This window comes from Azospirillum brasilense (assembly GCF_008365405.1).
In the GTDB taxonomy this organism is placed as follows: domain Bacteria; phylum Pseudomonadota; class Alphaproteobacteria; order Azospirillales; family Azospirillaceae; genus Azospirillum; species Azospirillum brasilense_D.
Genome location: NZ_QOKV01000007.1, coordinates 220,794 through 245,688, shown reverse-complemented (window position 1 = coordinate 245,688; position 24,895 = coordinate 220,794). Strand labels below are relative to the sequence as shown.

General features: G+C 68.4%; 21 protein-coding genes. 8 read left to right on the top strand and 13 right to left on the bottom strand.

Annotated elements, in window-relative coordinates; translation table 11 throughout:
- Window positions 1–35 precede the first annotated feature (35 nt).
- From DS837_RS14005 to DS837_RS13985, 5 genes are all read right to left on the bottom strand, one after another.
- A complete protein-coding gene (locus DS837_RS14005) occupies window positions 36–1,433 on the bottom strand; it encodes a PleD family two-component system response regulator (protein ID WP_149165311.1) in 1,398 nt (465 codons plus the stop codon).
- 27 nt (window positions 1,434–1,460) lie between these two features.
- Window positions 1,461–1,838: a response regulator gene (locus tag DS837_RS14000; protein ID WP_149165310.1), complete on the bottom strand. Its 378-nt coding sequence runs from the start codon at window positions 1,836–1,838 to the stop codon at window positions 1,461–1,463.
- A 186-nt stretch (window positions 1,839–2,024) separates the two neighbouring features.
- Window positions 2,025–3,761, bottom strand: a complete 1,737-nt coding sequence (locus DS837_RS13995; protein ID WP_282187568.1) for an ATP-binding protein — start codon at window positions 3,759–3,761, stop codon at window positions 2,025–2,027.
- A gap of 108 nt (window positions 3,762–3,869) precedes the next feature.
- Window positions 3,870–4,688: a GGDEF domain-containing protein gene (locus tag DS837_RS13990; RefSeq protein ID WP_149165308.1), complete on the bottom strand. Its 819-nt coding sequence runs from the start codon at window positions 4,686–4,688 to the stop codon at window positions 3,870–3,872.
- A 248-nt stretch (window positions 4,689–4,936) separates the two neighbouring features.
- Window positions 4,937–5,923, bottom strand: a complete 987-nt coding sequence (locus DS837_RS13985; RefSeq protein WP_149165307.1) for a 2-hydroxyacid dehydrogenase — start codon at window positions 5,921–5,923, stop codon at window positions 4,937–4,939.
- Between the two features lie 105 nt (window positions 5,924–6,028).
- On the opposite strand from DS837_RS13985, the gene DS837_RS13980 reads away from it, so the two are divergent.
- Window positions 6,029–6,898: a cell envelope integrity EipB family protein gene (locus DS837_RS13980; RefSeq protein ID WP_247889928.1), complete on the top strand. Its 870-nt coding sequence runs from the start codon at window positions 6,029–6,031 to the stop codon at window positions 6,896–6,898.
- 163 nt (window positions 6,899–7,061) lie between these two features.
- On the top strand, window positions 7,062–7,280 hold the full coding sequence (locus DS837_RS13975) for a hypothetical protein (RefSeq protein WP_014197454.1): 219 nt from the start codon (window positions 7,062–7,064) through the stop codon (window positions 7,278–7,280).
- Window positions 7,281–7,399: 119 nt separating this feature from the next.
- Here the strand turns inward: DS837_RS13975 and aspS are convergent, their stop codons facing one another.
- On the bottom strand, window positions 7,400–9,229 hold the full coding sequence (gene aspS / locus DS837_RS13970) for an aspartate--tRNA ligase (protein ID WP_149165305.1): 1,830 nt from the start codon (window positions 9,227–9,229) through the stop codon (window positions 7,400–7,402).
- A 166-nt stretch (window positions 9,230–9,395) separates the two neighbouring features.
- On the opposite strand from aspS, the gene rnd reads away from it, so the two are divergent.
- Window positions 9,396–10,562 carry a ribonuclease D gene (rnd, locus tag DS837_RS13965; protein ID WP_149165304.1) on the top strand — a complete coding sequence of 389 codons (1,167 nt, stop codon included), beginning with the start codon at window positions 9,396–9,398 and terminating at the stop codon, window positions 10,560–10,562.
- A 264-nt stretch (window positions 10,563–10,826) separates the two neighbouring features.
- Window positions 10,827–12,116, top strand: coding sequence for a hypothetical protein (locus DS837_RS13960; RefSeq protein ID WP_040134396.1), 1,290 nt, complete (start codon window positions 10,827–10,829; stop codon window positions 12,114–12,116).
- A 30-nt stretch (window positions 12,117–12,146) separates the two neighbouring features.
- Here DS837_RS13960 and DS837_RS13955 read toward each other — a convergent pair whose 3' ends face one another.
- The gene (locus DS837_RS13955; RefSeq protein WP_149165303.1) at window positions 12,147–13,700 is read right to left on the bottom strand and encodes a Ppx/GppA family phosphatase; all 1,554 of its coding nucleotides are present in this window, start codon (window positions 13,698–13,700) and stop codon (window positions 12,147–12,149) included.
- Between the two features lie 19 nt (window positions 13,701–13,719).
- Window positions 13,720–15,867, bottom strand: a complete 2,148-nt coding sequence (locus tag DS837_RS13950) for an RNA degradosome polyphosphate kinase (RefSeq protein WP_145623822.1) — start codon at window positions 15,865–15,867, stop codon at window positions 13,720–13,722.
- Window positions 15,868–16,083: 216 nt separating this feature from the next.
- Here DS837_RS13950 and DS837_RS13945 point away from each other — a divergent pair, with 216 nt between their 5' ends.
- Together DS837_RS13945 and DS837_RS13940 are read left to right on the top strand one after the other, a co-directional pair.
- Window positions 16,084–16,602: a SixA phosphatase family protein gene (locus tag DS837_RS13945; RefSeq protein WP_149165302.1), complete on the top strand. Its 519-nt coding sequence runs from the start codon at window positions 16,084–16,086 to the stop codon at window positions 16,600–16,602.
- A 71-nt stretch (window positions 16,603–16,673) separates the two neighbouring features.
- Entirely contained in the window at window positions 16,674–18,284 is a 1,611-nt protein-coding gene (locus DS837_RS13940) for a CYTH and CHAD domain-containing protein (RefSeq protein WP_149165301.1), read from the top strand.
- Window positions 18,285–18,321: 37 nt separating this feature from the next.
- Here DS837_RS13940 and DS837_RS13935 read toward each other — a convergent pair whose 3' ends face one another.
- The 5 genes from DS837_RS13935 to DS837_RS13915 all read right to left on the bottom strand — a co-directional run bounded on the left by DS837_RS13935 (window position 18,322) and on the right by DS837_RS13915 (window position 22,979).
- Window positions 18,322–19,101, bottom strand: a complete 780-nt coding sequence (locus DS837_RS13935; protein WP_149165300.1) for an SDR family oxidoreductase — start codon at window positions 19,099–19,101, stop codon at window positions 18,322–18,324.
- Window positions 19,040–19,804, bottom strand: coding sequence for an HdaA/DnaA family protein (locus DS837_RS13930; protein WP_247889927.1), 765 nt, complete (start codon window positions 19,802–19,804; stop codon window positions 19,040–19,042). The genes DS837_RS13935 and DS837_RS13930 overlap by 62 nt, the downstream gene beginning before the upstream one ends.
- Window positions 19,805–19,817: 13 nt before the next feature.
- A complete protein-coding gene (locus tag DS837_RS13925; RefSeq protein WP_149165299.1) occupies window positions 19,818–20,879 on the bottom strand; it encodes an AI-2E family transporter in 1,062 nt (353 codons plus the stop codon).
- On the bottom strand, window positions 20,876–21,436 hold the full coding sequence (locus DS837_RS13920; protein ID WP_149165298.1) for a CDP-alcohol phosphatidyltransferase family protein: 561 nt from the start codon (window positions 21,434–21,436) through the stop codon (window positions 20,876–20,878). The genes DS837_RS13925 and DS837_RS13920 overlap by 4 nt, the downstream gene beginning before the upstream one ends.
- Window positions 21,437–21,524: 88 nt before the next feature.
- Window positions 21,525–22,979, bottom strand: a complete 1,455-nt coding sequence (locus DS837_RS13915) for a DUF2066 domain-containing protein (RefSeq protein ID WP_149165297.1) — start codon at window positions 22,977–22,979, stop codon at window positions 21,525–21,527.
- 156 nt (window positions 22,980–23,135) lie between these two features.
- Here DS837_RS13915 and purM point away from each other — a divergent pair, with 156 nt between their 5' ends.
- Together purM and purN are read left to right on the top strand one after the other, a co-directional pair.
- Window positions 23,136–24,170 carry a phosphoribosylformylglycinamidine cyclo-ligase gene (gene purM, locus DS837_RS13910; protein WP_425599249.1) on the top strand — a complete coding sequence of 345 codons (1,035 nt, stop codon included), beginning with the start codon at window positions 23,136–23,138 and terminating at the stop codon, window positions 24,168–24,170.
- Window positions 24,158–24,826 carry a phosphoribosylglycinamide formyltransferase gene (purN, locus tag DS837_RS13905; RefSeq protein WP_149165295.1) on the top strand — a complete coding sequence of 223 codons (669 nt, stop codon included), beginning with the start codon at window positions 24,158–24,160 and terminating at the stop codon, window positions 24,824–24,826. Before purM ends, purN begins: the two co-directional genes overlap by 13 nt.
- Window positions 24,827–24,895 lie beyond the last annotated feature (69 nt).

Sequence of the window (24,895 nt, the reverse complement as noted above, 5' to 3'; positions counted from 1 at the left end):
GCTTTTCCAAGGGGACAGCTTCGTCAGCCGCCCCGTCAGGGAGCCAGCAGAGCGTTGGCGGAAGGGTCGGCGATGGTGCAGTTGCGCCCGGCGCGCTTGGCCTCGTACAGAGCCTCGTCGGCACGGCGGATCAGCCCTTCGGCGGTGTCGCCCAACCGGCCGCCCACCGTCACGCCGATGGACACCGTGACCGGGATCTCGCCCACATCGGCGGACACTTTGAACAGCGTGTCGGCGATGCGGCTGCGCAACCGCTCGGCCACCGTCAGAGCCGCTTCCGCGTCGGTGTCGGGCAGAATGACCACGAACTCCTCACCGCCCAACCGCGCCACCAGATCGAAGGTGCGCAGGTTGCGGCTGGCGCGGCTGGACACCTCCTTCAGCACCTCGTCGCCCACGGTGTGGCCGTAGCTGTCGTTGACGACCTTGAAATGGTCGATGTCGAACAGCAGGATCGCCACCGGCTTGTGGTTGTCGATCGCCCTCTCCAGCAACCGCGGCAGGTGGGCGTTGATGTAACGGCGGTTGAAGACGCCCGTCAGGCTGTCGGTCAGCGCCATGGACAGGCTGTGTTCGTAGTTCGCGCGCAACCGCTCCTGGTAGCGCTTGCGCCGGATCTGGGTGCGGGCGCGGGCCAGCAGCTCGTTCCGGTCGATGGGCTTGCTGATGTAGTCGTTGGCGCCGAGTTCCAGCCCCTTGGCGGCGCGGTTCAGGTCGCCGTCCTCCACCATCAGCAGGATTGGCACCTGCCGGGTCCGCTCGTGCGAGCGGAGCTGGGAGCACAGGCGCAGGCCATCCTCGTTCAACAGGGTCAGACTGATGACCACAAGGTCCAAATCGTCGCCCAGCGCGCGCTCCAGCGCCGTGGCGCAGGTGTCGGCGGCCATCACATGGGCGTGGTCGCGCTTCAGCGTCTCAGTGACCCTGTCCAGATCAAGAAGCGAATCCTCCAGCACCAGGACGCGGGCACCCTCGAAGGATTCGCTGTTCAGCGTACCGGTTGGCTCCAGAACCCCCAATTGGCCGGAGGTCGTCTCGCGCAGCCGCCATTCGTCCATCATCATCTTCAGACGGACAAGCGACCGCACCCGCGCGAACAGCGCAACGTCATTGACCGGCTTGGTCAGGAAATCGTCGGCGCCGGCCTCCAGCCCGCGCACCCGGTCGGCGCCATCCGACAGGGCGGTGACCATCACCACCGGGATGTGCATGGTCGCGGGATCGGAGCGGATCTTCTCGCACACCTCGAACCCATCCATGCCGGGCATCATGACGTCGAGCAGAACGATGTCCGGCGATTCCCGCCGGACCATCTCCAGCGCCTCAGGACCATTGCTGGCGGTGATGACGTTGAAATACTCGCGCGTCAGCTTCGCCGCGAGCAGCTTCACGTTCGGAAGGACATCGTCGACGACGAGGACGCGAGCGGACATGGAACGTGCGACCGATCCCGTAACAGGTTAGCGAAGGAACTTCTGAACGGCTTCCAGGAACTTCGTCACCGAGATCGGCTTGGCGATGTAGTCCTCGCAGCCGCCCTCGCGGATCTTCTCCTCGTCCCCCTTCATCGCAAAGGCGGTCACCGCGATGATCGGAATGGACTTGAGCGCCGGATCATCCTTGATCCAGCGCGTGACCTCCAACCCTGACACCTCCGGCAACTGGATGTCCATGAGGATCAGATCCGGACGGTGCTCCCGCGCCATGGCCAGGGCATCCATCCCGCTGCTGGTCTGAAGCGTCGCGTAGCCGTGCGCTTCCAGCAGATCGTGGAAGAGCTTCATGTTCAGCTCGTTGTCCTCGACGATCAGGACACGCTTCACGGTTCGGTCGTCCATCGGCGCCTTCTTGGGGCTGTTCGGTTCCGCGAGCATCGTGCCACCCGCGCTCCTGCTTGCAGCGACCACACCCGGAGAGACCGGTATAGCCCGTTCACTGTCCCGCCGCGACGGTTAAATTGTCGTTAGCGATGCCTCCCGCAGCCCGCTGTTTCCCTCGAAGTCCCGAGGATTCAACAGACTCCGTCATGCGATCAGCCGCTCCGGCGGGAAATGCAGGTCGATGCGCGTGCCCTCCCCCGGCGCGCTGGACAGGGTCAGCCGACCGCCATGGGCCTCCACCAAGGAGCGCACGATGGACAGGCCCAGGCCGGTCCCGGCGCCGCTGCGGATGCGTTCGCCCGGCACCTGCCGGAAGGGCTCAAGCACGGTGAGGCGGTGCTCCTCCGGAATGCCGATTCCGGTGTCGACCACGGCGATGCGCAGCCCGGTTCCGGTCTCTTCCTCCGTACGCGTCACATCAATGGCGACGCGACCACCCGCCGGGGTGAACTTCACGGCGTTGGACAGCAGGTTCAGCAGGATCTGTCGCAGCGACCGGCGGTCCGCCCGCAGGCGAGGCAGCGGCCGGGGAAACGAGGCGTCGAAGGAAAGCCCCGACGATGCCAGGGACAACTCCTGGAGGGCGTACACCTCGCCCACCACAACCGCGATATCGACATCCTCGTCGTGCAACTCGACGTGCCCAGCCTCGATCTTCGACAGATCCAGCACGTCGTTGATGAGTTCCAGAAGATGCGCGCCCGAAGCGCGGATGTTGCCGATGAAATCGCGCTGCCGGTCGGTCAACGGACCGGTCCCCGGATGCAGCAGAAAATCCGCGTAGCCGATGATGGCGTTCAGCGGCGTGCGAAGCTCATGGCTCATCCCGGTGAGGAAGTCCGACTTGGCCCTGTTCACTTCCGCCTGCCGCGCGGCTTGAGCGACGCGACGTTCCCGCTCCACGGCGCGTTCGGCGGTGTCCAGCATCAGGCTGAGCGCGTCGGCGGCCATGGCGGCCAGCATCCGGGTTGAGAACGGCACCACATAGGGCCGCCGGTGATGGCCGGAAATCACCCCCCAAGGCTTGCCACCGTGGGCGACCGGCACGGTCAGGGCGGCTCCCGCCCCCATCCGTCGCAGGAAATCGAGCCGGTCCGGCGGTGGGCTGCGCAGCTGCGCGTGGGCCAGATCGGGCGGTGGGGCCGCGGTGTCGGCGTGCAGCAGGGGAACCGGCTGCGCCGCATGGTCGGGGATCACGCGCACCCGCGGATTCCCGTCCGGGGCGCCATCGAAGGCGGTCGCCGGCAGGGCGGCGCCCGGGTGAAGATCCGGGGCGGCGTGGTCCCAATCCGGCGCTTGGTCCTTCGCCACCACCTCGCCGTTGCCGAAGGCGTCGAAACGGCAGACGATCACCCGGTCCAGCCCGGTCAGACGGCGGACGGTATGGGCGGTATGAGCCGCGATGGCCTCCAGCCCCACGGCGTCGCGCAGGGCGGCGATCCCGGGCAGCACGCCGGCCGGCGGTGCCGTGGCGGCGCGGCTCTCCAGTCCGGCGGGCGGCCGCTCAACCTCCAGGATTGCCCGCCCGCCATGCTCATGCAGGAAGGCCAGCAGCGGCTCTCCTCCCGGCGGTGTCACGGCGGCATGCAACCCCAACGCCCGCAGGTCCGGCGGCAAGGCGTGCAGTTCCGTCAGCAACGCCGCAAGCTCGGGCAGTTCCAGCACGTCGACGCTCCGACCCAACAGCCGCTCCGGAGCCAAGCCGAGGAATTCCGCCGTGTTGGCGCTGCAAGCAAGGATCGTCGCGCCATCGCTGCGCAACGCCACCAGGGCGCCGTGCGGCTGTATCGCATCGGCGGCGGCGCAGGTGGATGATTGCTCAGCCGGAGATTGGGGTGACGAGGGATTCGGGCGATCCGAAGACGTGTTCAGAGCGGGCACCTTTGCGACGGAAAGGTGCAGATGCTGCGGCGGGATCAGCGTCCGGTCAAGCGCGGCTTGGGGGGTGCGACAGGCTGACCGATCCGGGTTCCGGCGGCCCGCCCCAGCTCAGCCGCTGGCCCGACGGTTCGCTGCCGAACGCGCGCCGGGCTGTCCGGCCTTGTGTCCCGGCGAGCGCGGGCGGCGCCCCGCCTTGTTGCTGTACATGTGGGAGTCGGCGAGACGGATCACCTCCTCCTCCCGGTCGTCGGCCCCATAGGGCTGCACCCCGAAGGAGAAGCGGATCGGAAGGTCGGCGTTGTTCCACTGGACGCCGCGCCGACAGGCCACCGCGGCGATCTGCCGGGCGCGGGCGGTGCCGCAGGCTGCATCGGTGTTCGTCAGCAGCAGAGCGAACTCGTCCCCGCCCAGGCGGGCCACCACGTCCTCCTCGCGAACCGCACCGACGAGCAGCCGGGCGACCTGCCGCAAATACGCGTCGCCGGCCATATGGCCGTGGGTGTCGTTGATCCGCTTGAAGCCGTCCAGATCGATGATGACCAGAACCCCTCCGCCCTTGCCGCTTCCTTTGGCCCTCTGCCGCCGCGCGGCGGCGATCTCACGCCGGAAATGGCTGAAGAAGCCGCGGCGATTCAGCAGACCGGTCAGTTCGTCCGTCATGGACAGACTTTCCAAGTAGGCGATTCGGTCGCGCTGTTCGGCGATGGTGGCGCGGGCCTCGGCAAGCTGGCTTTCCAAGGCCGGTGCTTCGACGGTCACGACCGCCGCCGAATGGGCGATGCGGCTCCCGCGCAAAGGGGGCATCCGCAGCAACCGGTCGTGGTTCCCCCGGTCGAAAGGCAGCCCGTCGTGGTGGTCGGCGGCAATGGCTTCCAGATCCCGGGCCAGATCCCGGTTCAGATCCTGGGCGGTCACGACGGCGCTCATGGGCTTTCTCCACATGATCGGCACTAGCTGCGCCGAACTCGAAGCAATCGCCGTGCCATATGAGGAAATCCAGAAGACTAGGTCTTTCGTCCCGGCAACTTCTGCCGGGCACGGTCGCCCCCAGGCAGAATTTGCCTGGAGAACGGCCCATTACGGAAAATTTTATCTATTTTTGATTTATTTTCTCTTTTGAACGGCTTTCGAACAATCGGCTTGTCCAGGATCGGACCGGCCCGTTTGCGACGACGTCACACCACACGGTCGGGCGGCGCCGCCCCGGCGAAGAATGCGTCCAGATTGTCCAGCGCCTTGAAGCCCATGGCGTTGCGGGTTTCGACCGTGGCGCTGCCCATGTGCGGCAGCAGGAAGCAATTCTCCAGCCCGCGGTAACCGGCGTGCAGGTTCGGCTCATTCTCGAACACGTCCAGCCCTGCGGCGGCCAGCCGCCCGGAGGCCAGCGCGGCGATCAGAGCCTCGTCGTCGACGACGGAGCCGCGGGCGGTGTTGACCACGACGCCCCCCGGTGGCAGGCGCTCGATCCGCTCCGCGTTCAGCCAATGGGTGGTTTCCGGAGTCGCCGGAAAATGCAGCGACAGCACGTCGCAGACCGCCAGCATCGCCTCGGGATCGGCGTGGTAGACGGCGCCGGCCTCCTGCTCCGCGGGCAGGCGCCGCCGATTGGAGTAGTGGATGGTCATGCCGAAGGCCCGCGCCCGCTGCGCCACCGCCTGCCCGATTCGACCCATGCCGATGATGCCCAGCCGCTTTCCGCCCAGATGGGTGCCGAGAAGCTGGGTGGGCGTCCAACCGCTCCAGGCTCCGGCGCGGATCATCCGCTCCCCCTCCGACGCGCGCCGCGCCGCGCCGAGCATCAGCAGCAGGGCGATGTCGGCGGTCGCGTCGGTCAGCACGTCCGGGGTGTTGGTGACGATCAGGCCGCGGGCCTTGGCCGCGTTCAGGTCGATGTGGTCGGTGCCGACCGAGAAGGTGGCGACGATCCGCACAGCCTCGGGCAGGGCCGCGATGGCCGCGGCGTCCAGCCGGTCCCCGGCGGTGCACAGGATGCCCTGGGCGCCGGCTTCCCCCGCCTGGGCGGCGATGTCCGCGCCGGACAGCGCGCGGTCCTGCGGGTTCAGCCGGGCGTTGAAATCGCGCGCGGCGCGGGCCTCCACCGCGTCGGGCAGGCGCCGGGTCACCAGGAGTACGGGCCGTGATGCCGGGGTGTCGCTGCGCATGTTTCTGTCCTCAGCCTTCCGTTTATTCGGGGGGTCGGGCCTTCCGCTCCGCCGCCGAAACACCCATAATCCATCCGACGCTGCCAATCACCTGTGGATGTCGCTTTGCAGAACCGCCGCTCCGCCGCCCGCCTCGCCCTTTGCGCGACCTTCGGCGCGTTCCTGGTGTCCCTGACCGCCCTTCCCGCCACCGGCCCGGCCCAGGCGGCCCCCGCCGGCGCGGCCGTGGGGGCGGCGGCCGGGGCGGCGGCGAACATCCAGCCTCACCGCGCCGTCTACAAGATGTCGCTGCTGTCCGCCCGCAACAGTTCCAAGGTCAGCGACGTGCGGGGCCGCATGCTGTTCGAATGGGCCGACGCCTGCGACGGCTGGACGACGGAGCAACGTTTCCAGCTCCGTTTCGTCTATGCCGAGGGCGACGAGATGGCGATGACCACCAACTACACCACGTGGGAGGCCAAGGACGGCCAGCGCTACCGCTTCAACGTCCGCAAGCTGATCAACGGGGAGGAGGACGAGGAGGTGCGCGGCGACGCCCGGCTGGCCAAGGACGGCACCGGCAGCGCCGCCTTCTCGAAGCCGGAGCCCCAGGACATGGAACTGCCCCCCGACACCATGTTCCCGACGGCCCACACCCTGGCGGTGCTCGACCACGCCGGCGCCGGCGACACCTTCTTCAACCGGGTCGTTTTCGACGGGGCCGATTCGGAAGGGGCGACCGAAGTGTCGACGGTCATTGGCGCGGCGGTCCAGACCAAGGAGGACGGCGCCGACCCGCTGCTGAAGGGCAAGAAGGCGTGGCCGGTGCGCATGGCCTTCTTCCCGTTGAAGAGCGATTCGGCCCAGCCGGAATATGAGATGAGCCTGCGGCTGCTGCAGAACGGCGTCGCCGAATCCATGCAGATCGACTACGGAGACTTCACCGTGAACGCCATCCTGGAGAAGGTGGAGGCGCTGCCGAAATCGGGCTGCTGACCGCCGAACGCAAAGGCGCGATTGCAAAGGTCACAGCCCATGGCGCATTTCGTTACAAATCATTTTGCCATCTTTTGAGGAAACTGGCCTAAACTGTGCATGGTGCGCGGTCACACCGCCGCGGATTCGTGTCGCGCACCGACAGCAGGATGAGGGTTTTCCTATGGCCAAGAAGCAGGTTTTGGTGGGACAGGTGTTCCAGACCGTTGGCGCGACCAACGGGCGGTCCTGGCGCGTGCGGGAGACCGTGACGCTGTTCGGCATCCCGCATGCCCGCGTGGTCAGCACGGAGGACGAAGGCGACGCGAAGACGCTGAGCTGCCTCGTCCTGGTCGACTCCAACTATTACCGCATGATCGGCTCCGGCACCGTCGCGGCCTGACGCCCTCCCGGTCCCCTGAACAAGAAAGCCCCCCCGGCCTCACGGACGGGGGGCTTTTCTGTTGGCTGCTCCTCCCCCTCCCCGCCGCGGCGGGAAGGGGGAAGGACGATCCCGGACCGTCAGGTGGCGGCCTTCGGCGCCTCGGCAGCGACCTTCGGCTTCGGAAGGTCCAGCTTCAGATGCAGTTCGCGCAGGCGCGCCTGATCCACCGGGGCCGGGGCCTGCATCAGCAGGTCTTCGGCGCGTTGGTTCAGCGGGAAGGCGATGACCTCGCGGATGTTTGGCTCGTCGGCCAGCAGCATCACGATGCGGTCGATGCCCGGGGCCGAACCGCCGTGCGGCGGGGCGCCCAGCTTGAAGGCGCTGAGCATGCCGCCGAAGCGGGCTTCCAGCTCCTCCGGCGGGTAGCCGGCGATCTCGAACGCCTTGTACATCAGCTCCGGCAGATGGTTCCGGATGGCGCCCGACGACAGTTCCACGCCGTTGCAGACGATGTCGTACTGGTACGCCTTGATGTCCAGCGGGTTCATCGTGTTCAGCGCCTCCAGGCCGCCCTGGGGCATGGAGAAGGGGTTGTGGCTGAAGACGACCTTGTTGGTCTCCTCGTCCAGCTCGTACATCGGGAAGTCGACGATCCAGCAGAAGCGGAAGGCGTTCTTCTCGATCAGGTCCAGCTCCTCGCCGATCTTCGTGCGGGCGAAGCCGGCCAGCTTGGCCGCCGGACCGGGCTGGTCGCAGACGAAGAAGACCGCGTCGCCGTCCTCCACGCCCGCCGCCGTGCGCAGCTCCGCCTGGGCGGCCTCCGGCACGAACTTGGCGATCGGACCCTTGCCGCCCGCCGCCTCGAAGATGATGTAGCCGAGGCCCGGAGCACCGAGACCGCGCGCCCAGTCGTTCAGCTTGTCGAAGAAGCTGCGCGGCTTGTCGGACACCTTCGGGGCGCGGATGGCGCGGACCACGCCGCCCTTTTCCAGCGTCTGCTTGAAGGCGCGGAACTCCACGTCGTCGCGCTTGAAGACGGCGGTGACGTCGGTGATCTCCAGCGGGTTGCGCAGGTCCGGCTTGTCGTTGCCGTACTTCAGCATCGACTCCGCGAAGGAGATGCGGCGGAAGGGCGGCTTGTCGATGGCTGGCGGCGTCTCGCGGCGGAAGCCGCCGAACTCGTCGAAGATGCCGTGCAGCACCGGCTCGATGGCCTCGAAGACGTCGTCCTGGGTGACGAAGGACATCTCGAAGTCGAGCTGGTAGAACTCGCCCGGCGAGCGGTCGGCGCGGGCGTCCTCGTCGCGGAAGCAGGGGGCGATCTGGAAGTAGCGGTCGAAGCCGGCGACCATCAGCAGCTGCTTGAACTGCTGCGGCGCCTGGGGCAGCGCGTAGAACTTGCCCGGATGGTTGCGGCTCGGCACCAGATAGTCGCGGGCCCCCTCCGGCGAGGAGGCGGTCAGGATCGGCGTCTGGAACTCGGTGAAGCCCTGCTCGATCATGCGGCGGCGGGCCGACGCGATGACGCGCGAACGCATCAGGATGTTCTCGTGGATGCGCTCGCGGCGCAGGTCGAGGAAGCGGTAGCGCAGGCGCACGTCCTCGCCGGCGTCGGTGTCCTGGTTGACCTGCAGCGGGATCTGCTCCGCCTCGCCCTGCACCGTCAGCTCGGCGATCTGCACCTCGATGCGGCCGGTCGGCAGGCGGTCGTTGATGGTCTCCGCCGTGCGCTTGACCACCTTGCCGGTCACGGTGATGACCGATTCCAGCTTCAGCCGCTCCGCCGCCTGGAAGGCCGGGTTGGAGGTGTCGACCACGCACTGCGTCAGGCCGTAATGGTCGCGCAGGTCGATGAACAGGAGCTGTCCATGGTCGCGCTTGCGGTTTATCCAGCCCGACAGGCGGACAATCTGACCGGCGTTCTCTTCGCGAAGCTGGCCGCAGGTGTGCGTGCGGTAGGGGTGCATGGGTCGAAACACCTTGGAAAAGGTCGGAATCCTGCGCGGAAAGGCGGCCCGACACACCACACCGACAGAGCGGGAATGTCAAGCCGCCATCCGCGTTCGCTGCACGCCGGGAGAGTTGCCGAAGGGCGAGCTTTCGCGCGGACGCGCGCTCGTGTATGAAGCCCGCATGACACTGATCACGACCACTGAAGACCTTGACGCCTTCTGCCGCTCGCTGGCCGGGGTGGACTACATCACCGTCGACACCGAATTCCTGCGCGAGAAGACCTATTGGCCGCAGCTCTGCCTCGTGCAGGTCGGCGGACCGAACGGCGCGGTCGCCATCGACCCGCTGGCCGAAGGCATCGACCTTGCGCCGCTGTTCCGCGTGATGGTGGACCCGGCGATCCTCAAGGTGTTCCACGCCGCCCGGCAGGACGTGGAGATCTTCTGGCACCTGTCCGGCCAGATCCCCCACCCGCTGTTCGACACCCAGGTCGCGGCCATGGTCTGCGGCTTCGGCGAGAGCGTGGGGTACGAGACGCTGGTCACCAAGCTGGCCGGGGCGCGCATCGACAAGTCCAGCCGCTTCACCGACTGGTCGCACCGCCCGCTGACCGAGCGGCAGTTGACCTACGCCCTATCCGACGTGATCCACCTGCGCCCGGCCTACGAGAAGCTGAAGCGCCGCCTCGTCCGCTCCGGCCGCGCCCATTGGCTGGAAGAGGAGATGGCCGTCCTGACCGATCCGGCCACCTATCAGGCGGACCCGGACAGTTCCTGGCTGCGGTTGAAGGTGCGGACCAACAAGCCGCGCTTTATGGCCGTCCTCAAGGAATTGGCGGCGTGGCGGGAGCGCGAGGCGCAGCGCCGCGACCTGCCCCGCTCCCGCGTGCTGCGGGACGAGGCGCTGCTGGAGATCGCCGCCCATGCCCCGACCAGCGTGGACGACCTCGCCCGCACCCGCGGCATGGGCCGCGGCTTCGCCGAGGGACGGCAGGGCGCCGACGTGCTGGCCTGCGTTCAGAAGGGTCTGGACCTGCCGGACTCCGAACTGCCACGCGTCGAGCCGCGCGAGGAACCGCCGCCGGGACTGCAGCCAGTGGTTGAGTTGCTGCGCGTGCTTCTGAAGATGAAGTGCGATGAGAACAATGTGGCGTCAAAGTTGATCGCTTCCGCCGCCGACCTGGAGGCGATCGCCGCGGACGATGGGGCCGATGTCCCTGCGATGCAGGGCTGGCGCCGCGAATTGTTCGGCGAAGACGCGTTGGCGCTGAAACATGGACGCATCGGATTGGCGGTGCTCGACCGTCGTGTCCGCATCGTTCCGGCCGGCAATGGAGAGGGGTCGTAAACGGCCCCATCCAGAATCGTTCCAGAATGGCCCAAGAGTCGGTCCGGGACGTTACAGGTTCAGGCGGCTCAGAGACGTTTAGCCAAATTTATGAAACAATTCATCGCAATTAACAGCGCTTTAAGGCATTGTTAAAAAAGGTCAGAGCTAATAAGTCACGGGCTCCGTATCCATGCCGTGTATCGGTGCGGTTTGGTTCGCGGATGGAATTCTCGCCTATAAGGTGCGCACACGCCCTATGCGCACACCCGGGGGATTTCGCGTATGAGCAGGTTCGGCGGCAAACCACCCATGGGACGCGACCGCGTCCGCCTCTCCACGACGGAGAAGCAGGCTGCCGTCGCCGCCGCGAAGGACCAGAAGCCCGAATTTGACAACGACAAGCTGCTGAATCTGCTCCGCTCTGCGAAATCCGAACTGCAGGGTATGCGACTGATCCACATGCACCTGTCGCTGCTGCGGGACAAGGACCCGTCAAGCCAGATGATCGTCCGCACGATCATCCAGGAACTGGCGAGCAAGGCCTCCTATCTGCAATCCTTCAACATCTCCAACGGCGACGTCATCATCCTCTACAAGGGGCTGAAGCTGACCGGCGTCACCGACGTCTGCCAGAAGGTGGAGCAGATCTTCCTGGCGAAGACGACGCTGACCGGGGCGAACCCGTACAAGGAATTCTCGCTCTACTCGATCATGGAACTGGCGTTGAACTTCATCAACGTCATCCGCTTCATCGAGGAATTGCAGGCCAACGAGACCGGCGATCATTCCAACGAGACGAAGCCGCCGATCACGCTGGAGGAGATGGCCAAGCTCGAACGCTCCATGCAGATGTTCGACCTGTCGCCTTTCCTGTTCAACCAGGCCATTGCCAACATCGGTCGCAACGCCGAAGAGGACATGGCCTATTTCGAACTCTACATCTCGATCAAGCTGCTTCAGGAGCGGCTCTGCCCGGATTACGACATCACGGCCAACAAGTGGCTGTTCAACTATTTCACGGCCAACCTCGACCAGTCGGTGCTGCGCGCGCTGAACCACGGGCTCAGCTTCATGCGGGGCCGGCGCATCGGCATCAACATCAACCTGTCCACCGTCATCTCCACCGGCTTCGTGAAGTTCGACGAGCGGCTTCCCCTCGATTTCCGCGGGCAGGTGGTGCTGGAAATCTCCAAGGGCGACCTGATCGAGAATCTGTCGCTGTTCAACGAGGTCGTGGAGTTCGCCCAGGACCGCCGCTACCAGATCGCCGTGGACGGGCTGAACCCCTTCTGGGTGACGAACTTCGACCTGGAGTATCTGAACGCCGACTACGCCAAAATCTTCTGGTCCAACGACATGCTGGAGATGGACCCGACCTTCGAGAAATACTTCATGGAGCGCATCCAGGAGCAGGACCGCTGCAAGTTCATCCTGGCGCGCTGCGACAGCGTGTCGAGCCTTGTCTACGCCCACAAGGTCGGCATCACGATGGTGCAGGGCCGCGCCGTGGACAACATCCTGCGCAAGGGCGTGAGCGTCCGCGAAGCCATCGCCCACGCCAAGGTGGCGTGAGGGCGGCGGTTCCTCCGCCGCCCCCCGCTCCTACTCCGCCGCTTGCGGCCGGGCCGGCGGCACGATTTCACCCTTGCGGTTCAGCGCCTTCGCCAGCGCGTCCAGGCGCCGCTGCACCGTCTCGCCGGCCGGCACGCTGAAATCGTCCGGCAGGGTCAGCACCAGCCGCTCCCCCGACACCTTCAGCGCCGTGCGCTGCAGCAGCGCCGTGGCCCCGCCGGTCAGCGTGTGGGCCAACCGCAGCGCCAGCCCCAGCACCAGCGCCTTGCGTGCCTGGGCATCGCTCAGCAGCGACCGTGGCCCCGCGGTGACCGCGTTGGGCGTGCCCGGCCCGTCGATGGACCCGGCGTAGCGGGCGTAGACGGCCAGCGCCAGAAAGGCCCGCTCGTCATGGTCGATGCCGGGGAAGGGGTAGCGCAGGATGCGCAGGCAGGCGTGCTCCGCCCGGTAGTCGGGATGCTCGGCCCAGCCGACGTCGCTCAGCAGGCAGGAGGCCTGCCGCAGCCGCAGGGCCGCGTCGTCCTCCCCGGCAAAAAGATTGCCGGTCCAGGACACCAGAAGGGCCGGGTCGCCGATGCGGACGAAGCGCTGCGCCCAATCCTCCACCGCGGCGATCAGCGGGTCCTGCCGCTGTCCCTCCGGATCGAGCAGCGCGTACAGATGCCCTTCCCGCAACCCGTAAGCCGAGAACACCACGCTGGAGGGCTGGACCATCCGCAGCAGCCGCTCGAACACCAGCGCCGCGTAGGGCAGCGTGTCGATCCGGCGGCGGGAGCCGGACATCTTCTCCAGCGAGGAGCGGCTCTGCTTGGCGATCAGCCCGGCGAAGTCCCGCGCCTCGGCGAAGGGCACCGTGTAGTGGTGGATGATGTGCAGCGGGTGCTTCACATGCTCCATATGCAGCTTCGCCAGGGCCCGCCAGCCGCCGCCCACCGGGAAGAAGGGCTTCCCGCGCATCTGGGCCAGCCAGTCCAGCTTCTCCAGATGCTGGTCGATGGCGCGGACCAGCCCGTTCGGCTTGGCCGGGTTCAGCTCCATCAGGCGCAGCGGCCCCAGCGGCATCGTCAGATGCTCGCCGATCACGCCGCGCTCCAGCCGCACCAACTCCAGGCTGCCGCCGCCGAGGTCGCCGACCAGCCCGTCCGCGGCGGGAGTGCCGGACAGCACGCCCATGGCGGACAGCCGCGCCTCCTCCTCGCCGCTGATGACGCTGACGTCGAGGCCGGTGCGGTCCTTCACCCGCTGGATGAAAGCCGCCCCGTCCGTGGCGTCGCGCACCGCCGCGGTGGCGATGACGTCCAGCCGGCCGACGCGCATGCCGGCGACCAGAAGGGCGAAGCGTTCCAGGGCCTCCAGGCCCTGGGCCACGCCGTCCGGGTTCAGGCAGCCGGTCTTCTCCACGCCGCGGCCGAGCCCGCACAGGACCTTTTCGTTGAAGACCGGCAGGGGCGACCGCTTCAGAGCGTCATAGACGACGAGCCGGATCGAGTTGGACCCGATGTCGATCACGGCGATCCGCTCGCCCTTGTCGACCACCCTCTCGACGGCCTTGGTAGCGACCGTGTGTTCCTGCGCCGGCGTCATAGGCAACCGATGTCCTCAATCAAATGACCGTACGCAGCTTCAACCGCGGCGGCGTCTTTTTGCTGCTGAGCGCGCTGCCGCGCCCCGACAGGCTGGGGTTCGTCATGAAATAGTTATGGGCGCTGAACGCGTCCGGACCAGCCTCCACCCGATGATAAACGCCATCGGGGCCGAGTTTCCAGGTGTTCGCCTCGTCCTTCAGGTTGGCGACCATGATCTGGTCCAGCACCTGCTCGTGCACCGTCGGGTTCTCGATGGGCACCAGCGTCTCGATGCGACGGTCCAGGTTGCGCGTCATCCAGTCGGCGGAGGAGATGAAAAGCTTGGCCTGCGGGCTGGGCAGCGCATGGCCGTTGGCGAAGCAGATGACGCGCCCATGCTCCAGGAAGCGCCCGACGATGCTGCGCACCCGGATGTTTTCCGACAGGCCTTTGACACCGGGACGCAGGCAGCAGATGCCGCGGATCACCATGTCGATCTGCACGCCCTTCTGCGACGCCTTGTAGAGCTGGTCGATGATCTCCGAATCGACCAGCGAGTTCAGCTTCACCCAAATGTGGGCGGGCTTGCCGGCGGCGGCGTTGGCGACCTCGGCGTCGATCAGCTGGCCCAGCTTCTGGCGCAGCGTGATCGGGGCGATGGCGATCTTCTCCAGCAGCTTCGGCGTGGCGTAGCCGGTCATGTAGTTGAACATCACCGCCGCGTCGTGGCAGAGCGCCGGATCGCAGGTGAAGAAGGACAGGTCGGTGTAGACCTTCGCCGTGATCGGGTGGTAGTTGCCGGTCCCGAAATGGACGTAGCTGCGCAGCGCCTTGTTCTCGCGCCGCACCACCAGCGACACCTTGGCGTGCGTCTTCAGATCGACGAAGCCGTAGACCACCTGGGCGCCGGCGCGCTCCAGATCGCGCGCCCAGCGAATGTTGGCCTCCTCGTCGAATCGGGCCTTCAGCTCGACCAGGGCGGTCACCGACTTGCCGGCCTCTGCCGCCTCGATCAGCGCGGCGACGATCGGGCTGTCCTTGCTGGTGCGGTAGAGCGTCTGCTTGATGGCGACCACCTGCGGGTCGCGCGCCGCCTGCCGGATGAACTGCACCACCACGTCGAAGCTCTCATACGGATGGTGAACGACGATGTCCTTGTCGCGGATGGCCGCGAAACAGTCGCCGCCGAAGTCGCGGATGCGCTCCGGGAAGCGGGCGTTGAAGGGACGGAAGACCAGATCGGGCCGCTCGTCGACGATGAGCTGGCGGGTGTCCGACAGACCGATCAGCCCGTCCAGCACGAACACGTCGTCGTTCGACACGCGCAGCTCGTGGCGCAGGAACTCGCGCAGGTCGGCGGCCATGCCGGCGTCCGTCGCCAGCCGGATGACGCTGCCGCGGCGGCGGCGCTTCAGCGCGCTTTCGAAGGTGCGGACCAGATCCTCCGCCTCCTCCTCGATTTCCATCTCGCTGTCGCGCAGGACGCGGAAGACGCCGTGGGCCTTCACCTGGAACGGCGGGAACAGCCGGTCGATGAACAGCATCACCAGCTTTTCCAGCTGGATGAAGCGGATCTCCGAGCCCGGCAGGCGGATGAAGCGGTCGAGTTGCGCCGGCAGCGGGACCAGCGCGTCGAGGTGCCGCCCCTTCACCGGCTCGTGCAGTTGCAGCGCCAGCGAGAAGCCCAGGTTGGGCAGGAAGGGGAACGGGTGCGCCGGGTCCACGGCGATGGGTGTCAGGATGGGGAAGATGTCGTCGAGGAACTTGGCCTCCAGCCAGTCCTTCTCCCCCTCGGTCAGGTCCTCGGCGCCGACCACCATGATGCCGGCCTCGCGCAGGTCCTGCTTCAGGCTGCGCCACATGGTCTGCTGCGCGTTCATCAGCTCGACGATGCGCTGGTTCACCGCGGTGAGCTGCTGGGCCGGGGTCAGGTTCTCGGCGCTGGGGGTCTTCACCCCCGCGGCCACCTGCCCCTTCAGGCCGGCGACGCGGACCATGTAGAATTCGTCGAGGTTGCTGGACGAGATCGACAGGAACCTCAACCGCTCAAGCAGCGGGTGGTTCGGGTTGGACGCCTCATCCAGGACGCGCTGGTTGAAGGCCAGCCACGACAGTTCGCGGTTGATGAAGCGCTCCGGCGCGTCCGCTTCAATGCAGGTCGCTTCCAAGTCCTGAAGTTCGGTCACAGCAGCCTCGGGCTTTTGCGTGATGGGTGGTGCCGCTACAGTCCGGTCGGGCCGGACCGCCCGCCGCGGTCGGTGGGCCAAGCAACCTACCCCAACTACGTTACGGTTTTGGGTCAGACAGCATAATACTGCCGTCACGATAATACCGCTGCGAAAACAGTCGCACCCCCCGCGCATCCCGCCGGGCCGCGATCCGGACAGGAAGGGATAGCCTCGATGAAGACCCTGTATCTCATGCGCCACGGCAAGTCCGCGTGGGACGACCCTTCCCTGGACGACCACGACCGCCCGCTGGCGCCGCGGGGCAGGAAGGCGGCCCGGCTGGTCGGCCACGAATTGAAGGACCGCGGAGCGCGCATCGGGCTGGTGCTGTGCTCCACCGCCCGGCGCGCGGCGGACACCGCCGACCGGCTGCTGGAGGTGATGGACGCGCCGGACATCCCTGTGGAGCGCGAGCGCGGCCTCTACCTGTGCGGAGCGCGGGTCCTTCTGGAACGGCTGCGCGACGCACCCGACTCTGTGTCGTCGCTGATGCTGGTCGCCCACAACCCGGACCTCCACGACCTCGCCCGCGCGCTGACCGGCAGCGGCGAGGAACGGCACCGCGCGGCGCTGGCGGAGAAGTTTCCGACCGGCGCCTGCGCGGTTCTTCTGTTCGAAGCCTCCCGCTGGGCCGACCTGGACAGCGGGGCGGGACGGCTGACCGATTTCATCCTGCCGCGGAAACTCTCTTAACGCCCTATTGCCAAATGGGGTATTTCAACCCCGAACCGAGCAGGCCCGGAACCGAGCAGGAGTCGCCCCCCGTGTCTTCCGCGCCCCAGAACAACGCGCCTCCGGGTGCAACCGCCGCGGTGTCCGCTATGCGCGAGGTGGAGATGAAGCTCCACCTCGACCCGCGTGATCTTTCCCGCGTTGCAGACCTGTCCGCCCTGAAGGGCGCGGCGGAAGGTGCTCCGGCCGTCCGCAACCTGCGGACCGTCTATTACGACACGCCGGACCGGCGCTTGTTCCTGGGGGGCGTGGCCCTGCGGGTGCGGCAGGACGGCGACCGCTTCGTGCAGACGCTGAAGACCCTCAACGCCGCCACCCCCGGCGATTCGGCCGCCGTGGCCATCCGCAAGAAGTGGGATTGGACCATCCCCACGGCCGCCCCCGACATGACGCCCCTCGAAGCCGAGGGCGTGGCTGCCCTGGTGCCGGAGGACGCGCGGGCGGCGCTGGTTCCGCAATTCACGACGGAGTTCCGGCGCACCACCCTGCTCATCCGTCCGGACGCCCTGACCTCCATCGAGGTGGCGGTGGACGAGGGCCAGATCACCGCCGGCAACGCCTGCGCCCGCATCAGCGAGGTCGAGCTTGAGCTGAAATCGGGCCGCATCGGCCGCCTGTTCGACCTCGCGCTGGCGCTCCAGCGCCGCGTTCCGGTTCGCATCGGGACGGAGAGCAAGGCGGAGATCGGCGATCGCCTCGTCACCGGACGCCTGCCCGCCCCCGCCCTGCCGGAACCGCTGGGCCTCACCCCGGTCACCACGGTGGCCGAGGCCTATCGCCACATCGTGCGGCACGGTCTGCGCCTGCTGCTCTCCAACGAGGCCTGCGCCCTGGCCGGAGGCGACGTGGAGGGGCTGCATCAGATGCGCGTCGCGCTGCGCCGCCTGCGCACCGCCATCCGTCTGTTCCGTCCCCTGGCCGGTGTGCCGGACGGCTGCCGCGCAGGGAACGACATCCGCTGGTTTTCCCGCCAGCTCGGCCCCGCCCGTGATTGGGACGTGCTGCTTTCCCACGGGATCGCGCCCTTCGCGGCAACGGAGAAGTCCCCGGCCGACGGAATCGCTGCGCTGACCGCCGCGGTGCGGGAAGCCCGTCGAGCGCCCGCGCTGGCGGCGGTGGAGGCCATCCAGTCGCCGCGCTGCACCGGGCTGATCCTGGCGCTCGGCGCCTGGCTGGAGGACGGGGCGTGGCAATCCGGTGCCGCACCGGAGGTCCGCACCCAGCTCGACCGCCCGATGGCCGAGTTGTCCGGCCCCTGGATGGCCGCCCAGCACGCCAAGGTATTGAAGGCGGGGGCGTCGAAGGCGGGGCGCGACCTGGAGGGTGCCGACGCCGCGGCGCGCGACCGGCTGCGCCGCCGCCTGCGCAAGCTGCGCCACACGGCGGAGTTCTTCCGCGGCCTCTACGCCGAAACCGCAACAGTGCCCTTCATCGCCGCGCTCGACGCCCTGCTGAGCGCTCTGGACGCCGAGCACGACGCCGCGGTGGCCGGCGATCTTCTGCGCCACCTGTCGGCCGATCGGCCGGAGCAGCGGTCCGCCGCCGATGCGACCACCCGCTGGCTCGCCAAGCAGGCCGACAAGCGCCGCAAGGCGCTGCCGGGGCTGTGGAAGGCTTTCCGCGACGGGCCGGTGTTCTGGTGAGGGCAAGCGTTGCTAAACCGACACCGCCACAAGCGGCCTACAGCGTCCCCGCATAGGCGCCGCCGTCCAGCAGCACGTTCTGCCCGGTCATGAAACCGGCGTGGGCGGAGCAGAGGAAGGCGCAGGCCGCACCAAACTCCGCCGGATCGCCGAAGCGGCCGGACGGGTTGCCGGCGCGGCGGACGTCCATCTCCTCGTCCAGGCTGCGGTTGTTGGCCTTGGCCCCGCCTTCCATGGTGGCGCGCAGGCGGTCGGTCTCGAAGGGGCCGGGCAGCAGGTTGTTGATCGTTACGTTGTGCCGCACGGTCTGGCGCGACAGCCCGGCGACGAAACCGGTCAGCCCCGCCCGCGCCCCGTTGGACAGGCCGAGGATCGGGATCGGCGCCTTCACCGCCGCCGAGGTGACGTTGACGATCCGCCCGAAGCGGCGGCCGATCATGCCGTCCACCGTCGCCTTGATGAGGAAGATCGGGGCCAGCATGTTGGCCTCGACGGCGCGGATCCAGTCGTCGCGCTCCCAATCACGGAAGTCGCCCGGCGGCGGGCCGCCCGCGTTGTTGACGAGGATGTCGGGCTCCGGACAGGCGGCCAGAGCGGCGGCGCGCCCCTCCTCCGTCGCGATGTCGCCGGCGGCGGTGATCACGGTGGCGCCGGTCTCCTTGCGGATCTCCTCCGCGGCCGCCTCCAGCAGGTCGCGGCCGCGCGCGGTGATGGTGACCTGCACCCCTTCGCGCGCCAGCGCCATGGCGCAGGCCTTACCCAGTCCCTTGCTGGCTGCGCACACGATGGCGCGGCGTCCGGCGATTTCCAGATCCATCCTCGTCCCCTCCCTTCCCGGCCTCCAGACCGGCCAGCACCTCGCGGGCCAGCGGCACGGTCAGGGGACGGTGCGCGGCCAGCGAGGCGCGGTCAAGCGCCGCGACCACCCGCCCCGCCGCCTCCAGCGACCGCTCCATCCGGGTCAGCAGATAGGTGATGAGGTCCATGCCCGGCCGCAACTGGCGGTCGGCGAACAGCTTGACCAGCACGGCGGCGAGCAGGGCGTCGTCCGGCGCATCCACCCCAACCGCGGGGGCCGCCTTGATGCGGGAGCGCAAGTCGGCCAGCTTCATCCGCCAGCGTGACGGCGGGCGGCGCGACAGCAGGAGCAGATGCCCGCCCGAGTCGCGGGCGAGGTTGTAGAGGTGGAACAGCGCCTCCTCCCGCGCCGGCGCGCCGGTCACCCGGTCCGCGTCCTCCACCACCACGGCGTTGGCGCGGGCCAGCAGGGCGTGCGGGTCGATCTGGTCCAGGGTCTCGCCCATGGCGATGGGGGCGTGGCTGCGCGCCCGCCAGACATGGCCCAGATGGGTCTTGCCACAACCGTCCGGCCCATACAGCGTCAGGGCCGGCGCCGGCCAGGACGGCCAGCGGTCGAGCCACGCCACCGCCTCGGCGTTGCTGGGCGCCACGAGGAAATCCTCGCAGCCCATGGCGGCGCGGTGTCCGAGGTCGAGCGGTATCTGAGCCGCAAGGGTCATGAGGCGGGAGCCATCAGGAAGGGGTACCGCGGTAGTAGGGGCTCTCAAGATAGCGCCCCAACGCGAAGCGTGTCAGCACCCCGATCACCGCCGCCACCGGAACCGCCAGCAGGACGCCGACGAAACCGAACAGCGACCCGCCGGCCAGCAGGGCGAAGATCACCCAGACCGCGTGCAGCCCGACCTTCTCGCCCACCAGCTTCGGCGTCAGGACGTTGCCCTCCACCGCCTGCCCGAACAGGAAGATCGCGATGACGAAGGCGACCCGCCATGGGTCGTCGAACTGCAGCAGGGCCAGCCCGGTGCTCGACACGAATCCGAACAGCGAGCCGACATAGGGGATGAAGGACAGGAGCCCCGCCATCAGCCCGATCACCAGCCCGAAATCCAGCCCCGCCAGCGACAGCGCCACCGCGTAGAACACCCCGAGCACGAGGCAGACCAGCGCCTGCCCGCGGACGAATCCGGCCAGCGTCTCATCGACCTCGCGCGCCTGCTCCCGGATGGTCGCGGCGTGGTGCAGGGGCAGCCAGCCGTTCACCTTGGCGACCAGGATGTCCCAGTCGCGCATCAGGTAGAAGGCTACGATGGGCGTGATGAACATCACGGATAGCACGTCGAACAGCGCCAGACCGCTGGACAGGATGTGCTTCAGCATCCTGCCGACCCAGCCGACGACGTCGCCGGCGTAGTTGCCGGCGGCACCGCGCAGCCGCTCCACATCCTCCGGCGACAGGCGATGCACCAGCCGGTCCAGCATCGGCAGCAGCCGGTCCCGCGCCGCGTTGGCGTAGTTCGGAAGCACCTCGATCAGGTGAGAGACCTGGGCCTGCACCAGCGGCAGCAACAGCAGGACCATCAGCACCAGAACCAGGACGAAGGACAGCAGCACCAGCGTCGTCGCCAGCCAGCGCGGCAGGCGCCATCGTTCCACCCGGTCGACCACCGGGTCCAGCAGATAGGCGACCGCCAGCCCCACCACGAAGGGCAGCAGCATGCCGGACAGCAACCAAAGGACCAACACGAACAGGCCAAGGCCGATCAGCCAGAAGCGGATCTGCTTGCCCGCCGTCACGGCACCCCTCCGTGCCGGCTGAACAGAAGACCGCCGCGGTAGACGTAGGCCAGCCCGGACAGCACCGTGGTTCCGGCGCAGGCCCAGATGAGCAGCGGCACCAACTCCCACCCGAACAAGTGGAAGTCGGGCAGCCCCAGCCCCGACGGGGCCAGCACCGCCGCCGCCAGGGCAAGCTGCACCGCCGTGTTGATCTTGCTGACGTAGAGCGGCTGCATGGCCAGCGACTCCTTCAGCGTGTAGAGCAGCATCACCCCGCCGATGATCATCAGGTCGCGGAAGACCACCAGGATGACCAGCCACAGCGGCAGCACGCCGATATGGCCCAGCGAGACGTAGACGCTGACCAGCAGCGCCTTGTCGGCGATCGGGTCGAGATAGGCGCCGAGCACCGTGCGGGCGCGGAACATGCGGGCCACCGCGCCGTCCACGGCGTCGGACACCCCCGCCCCGACGAACAGCCAGAAGGCGACCCCCAGCTCCCCGGCCAGGATGAAATAGACGGCGACCGGCACCACCAGGATGCGGCCGAAGGTGATGATGTTCGGGATGCTCACCGCGGTGCCTTCTGCCGTTGTCCCTTGCGCCGGCGCCCCGTCAAGGGCCGGTACCGGCCCGTCTGTAACGCCGTCACGCCCTCTACCGTCACGGGCGCGCCGTGCCTGCCGGCAGCGTGCCCAAAATGCGCGGCGGCGCCCCCGGTGCCGCCTGCGGCGCGCCGACCGGGGCCGGCGCCACGCCGGGATAGGCCGACGGCGCGGCGGTGGCCGGCGAGAAGGCGGACGGAGACGCCGGGACGGATGCCGGCGAAACGGCGGCGGGCTGTGCCAGGGACGACGCCCCGGCGCCCTTCGCCAGCACCTGGAGCTGCCATTCCGGCGTGGGCGCGACCGGCGGGAGCGGCTGGCCCGGAACGGGCACCGGAACCGGTGCTGCGACCGCCCCGGTGCGGGCGAGGCCGAGATCGCGGCGGGCCAGCGCCTGGCGCAGCCGCTCCACGTCGCCCCGGTGGGTCAGCGCGACCAACGCCTCGTAGCGGCTGATCGACAGCACGTCGGTGCGGGTCACGGCGTTGACCATGCCCAGCCGCTTGCGCGTCTCCACCCAGTCGTTGAGGCTGGCCAGCGGCACGCGCACCAGCGTCGCCTGCTCCGGGCCGCTCGCCACGGTGTTGTCGCGGCGGTAGGACTCGTCGATGGCGGCCGACACGAAGGTCGTCGCGCGCGTCAGGAAGTCGCCGGCCCGGTCGGCCATGTCGGCCTTCACGTTGACCGTCTGCTGGTCCCGCGCGCCGTCGGGGGTGTAGTGGGTCACCTCGACCGCCAGCGGACGGCCGAGATCCAGACCGCCCGCCGGCAGGTCGGTCTTGGCGACGACCACGCCGCCGGCGTTGTAGCGCTGGGCGATGCGGGCCAGCGCCTCGGGATCGCCGGACAGCGCCTCGTTCACGCCGATGGCGGAGATGTCGGCCAACTCCCCGTCCGGGACGACCAGCGGCACCAGCGAGGCGGCGGTTTGCCGGCCCTCCCAGGCCTCGCGCCAGTCGGTGCGGTCCTCCCATAGGACGGGGCGCCCGTCCACGACGGTGACCGGCAGGATCACGGTGGGCCGGGCCGGCGGCTCGACATACTGCTGGCCGCCGCCAGCCAGCGTCTCGCGCACGGAATTGGGACGGAAGCGCACGGTGATGCTGCCGACATAGCGGGTGGCCGACACCTTCTCGTCGTCGATCTCGAAGCCCTGGACCAGCCGGGCGAGCTCGATGTCCGACACCCGCGGCGCGCTGGTGGCGGTGGGGACGAGGCGCTTGTACAGCTCCGCCCAGGCCTTCACCTGCGCGTCGCGGATCGCCTGATCGCGGGCGGCGTTGGCGTTGGCGGCGCTGACGTCCACCTTCACGCCCGACACGGTGAAGGGGTCCGCCGCCGGAACCGCTGCGGGCACCGCTCCGGGGGTTGCCCCCGGAACGGCCATGGGGGCCGCCACCGCGGGTGGAGCGGCGCCGGGCACCTGCGCGTCCACGGGGCCGGCCGGAACGGCCAGGGCCACGGTGATGGCGGCGAAGCCCGCAAACAGCGGCGCATGGCGGCGGTGGAGCATTGCAAAGCCTTCCGATTCGAGTATGTTCGGCCCGTTCCCTTATGACCCGGCCCAAAATGACCCGGTTCAGGTGGCCCAGGTATATAGCTCAGCCCAAGCGAGGATACCATCAGCACCCAGTCTAATAACACGTCCGACGCCTACAAGCAGGCCGGCGTGGACATTGATGCGGGCAACGCGCTCGTTGACGCGATCAAGCCGCTCGCCCGTTCCACCGCGCGCCCGGGCTCCGACGCCGGGCTGGGCGGGTTCGGCGCCCTGTTCGACCTGCGCGCGGCCGGGTATCACGACCCGCTGCTGGTCGCCACCACGGACGGCGTCGGCACCAAGCTGAAGGTCGCCATCCTGGCGAACCGGCACGACACGGTGGGCATCGACCTCGTGGCGATGTGCGTGAACGACCTCGTCGTCCAGGGCGCGGAGCCGCTGCTGTTCCTCGACTATTACGCCACGGGCAAGCTGGACGTCGCCGCGGGCCGCGCCATTGTCGCCGGCATCGCGGAAGGCTGCCGTCAGGCCGGCTGCGCGCTGGTCGGCGGCGAGACGGCGGAAATGCCGGGCATGTACGCCGAGGGCGACTACGACCTCGCCGGCTTCTCGGTCGGTGCCGTGGAGCGCAAGGACGCGCTGACCGGCGCCACCGTGCGGGACGGCGACGTCGTGCTCGGCCTCGCCTCCTCCGGCGTGCATTCCAACGGCTATTCGCTGGTCCGCAAGCTGGTCGAGACGTCCGGCCTCGGCTACGACTCGCCCTGCCCCTGGGACGCCGGGAAGACGCTGGGCGAGGCTCTGCTGACCCCGACCCGCATCTATGTGAAGAGCACGCTGGCCGCGGTGCGCGCCGGCACGGTGCGGGCGATGGCCCACATCACCGGCGGCGGCCTGATCGAGAACATCCCGCGCGTCCTGCCGGACGGGCTGGGCGTCACGCTCGACGCGTCGGCGTGGCCGCTGCCGCCGGTCTTCCACTGGCTGATGAAGACGGGCGGACTGACCCCGCTGGACATGGCGCGCACCTTCAACACCGGTCTCGGCATGGTCGTCGTGGTCCCGGCGGACAAGGCGCAGCAGGCGGCCGAGATCCTGGCCCAGGGCGGCGAGACGGTCTTCACCGTCGGCACCGTCCACGCGGTCAAGGACGGCGACGCTCGCGTCACCGTCACCGGCATGGACACGGCATGGTCGGCCTGACGCCAAACTCTCTGAAGGTTGGAGTCCTGATTTCCGGGCGCGGCAGCAATCTGCAGGCGTTGATCGACGCCTGCGCCGCCCCGGACTTTCCGGCGGAGGTCGCGCTGGTGCTCTCCAACAAGGCCGACGCCTATGGGTTGGAACGCGCCGCATCCGCCGGGGTGCCCGTCGCCGTGGTCAGCCACCGCGACTTCCCTGGCGACAAGCGCGCCTTCGAAGAGGCCATGGACGCGCGCCTGCGCGCGGCGGGCGTGGAACTGGTCTGTCTGGCCGGTTTCATGCGGCTGCTGTCGCCTTGGTTCGTCGAGCGCTGGCACGACCGGATGATCAACATCCACCCGTCGCTGCTGCCGTCCTTCAAGGGGCTGGACACGCACCAGCGGGCACTAGACGCCGGGGTGCGCTTCCACGGCTGCACCGTCCATTACGTGCGTTCGGAGATGGACGAGGGGCCGATCATCGCCCAGGCCGCGGTTCCGGTCCTGCCTGGCGACGACGCCGACCGGCTGTCCGCCCGCGTGCTGGAGGCCGAGCACCGGCTCTACCCCCAGGCGCTGCGCCTGATCGCCGAGGGCCGCGCCCGCGTCGAGGATGGCCGGGTGACCCTGTCGGGTCCTGAAACGACTTTGCCGACCCTCATCAACCCGCCGGCCTAAGTCGCCCAAGCGGGACCCTTGCCGCAACCGTCCGCACTCCCCACATTCTCCGCCGGAACCATAAAAGGG

Bases quoted from the DNA above. Each gene is read 5' to 3' on its own strand.
- DS837_RS14000 (WP_149165310.1), bottom strand. From the start codon at position 1,838: ATGGACGACCGAACCGTGAAGCGTGTCCTGATCGTCGAGGACAACGAG.
- DS837_RS13930 (WP_247889927.1), bottom strand. From the start codon at position 19,804: ATGACCCTTGCGGCTCAGATACCGCTCGACCTCGGACACCGCGCCGCC.
- DS837_RS13915 (WP_149165297.1), bottom strand. From the start codon at position 22,979: ATGCTCCACCGCCGCCATGCGCCGCTGTTTGCGGGCTTCGCCGCCATC.
- DS837_RS13985 (WP_149165307.1), bottom strand. From the start codon at position 5,923: ATGCGCAGCGACACCCCGGCATCACGGCCCGTACTCCTGGTGACCCGG.
- rnd (WP_149165304.1), top strand. From the start codon at position 9,396: ATGACACTGATCACGACCACTGAAGACCTTGACGCCTTCTGCCGCTCG.
- DS837_RS13975 (WP_014197454.1), top strand. From the start codon at position 7,062: ATGGCCAAGAAGCAGGTTTTGGTGGGACAGGTGTTCCAGACCGTTGGC.
- DS837_RS13955 (WP_149165303.1), bottom strand. From the start codon at position 13,700: ATGACGCCGGCGCAGGAACACACGGTCGCTACCAAGGCCGTCGAGAGG.
- DS837_RS14005 (WP_149165311.1), bottom strand. From the start codon at position 1,433: ATGTCCGCTCGCGTCCTCGTCGTCGACGATGTCCTTCCGAACGTGAAG.
- purN (WP_149165295.1), top strand. From the start codon at position 24,158: ATGGTCGGCCTGACGCCAAACTCTCTGAAGGTTGGAGTCCTGATTTCC.
- DS837_RS13945 (WP_149165302.1), top strand. From the start codon at position 16,084: ATGAAGACCCTGTATCTCATGCGCCACGGCAAGTCCGCGTGGGACGAC.
- DS837_RS13935 (WP_149165300.1), bottom strand. From the start codon at position 19,101: ATGGATCTGGAAATCGCCGGACGCCGCGCCATCGTGTGCGCAGCCAGC.
- aspS (WP_149165305.1), bottom strand. From the start codon at position 9,229: ATGCACCCCTACCGCACGCACACCTGCGGCCAGCTTCGCGAAGAGAAC.
- DS837_RS13960 (WP_040134396.1), top strand. From the start codon at position 10,827: ATGAGCAGGTTCGGCGGCAAACCACCCATGGGACGCGACCGCGTCCGC.
- DS837_RS13990 (WP_149165308.1), bottom strand. From the start codon at position 4,688: ATGAGCGCCGTCGTGACCGCCCAGGATCTGAACCGGGATCTGGCCCGG.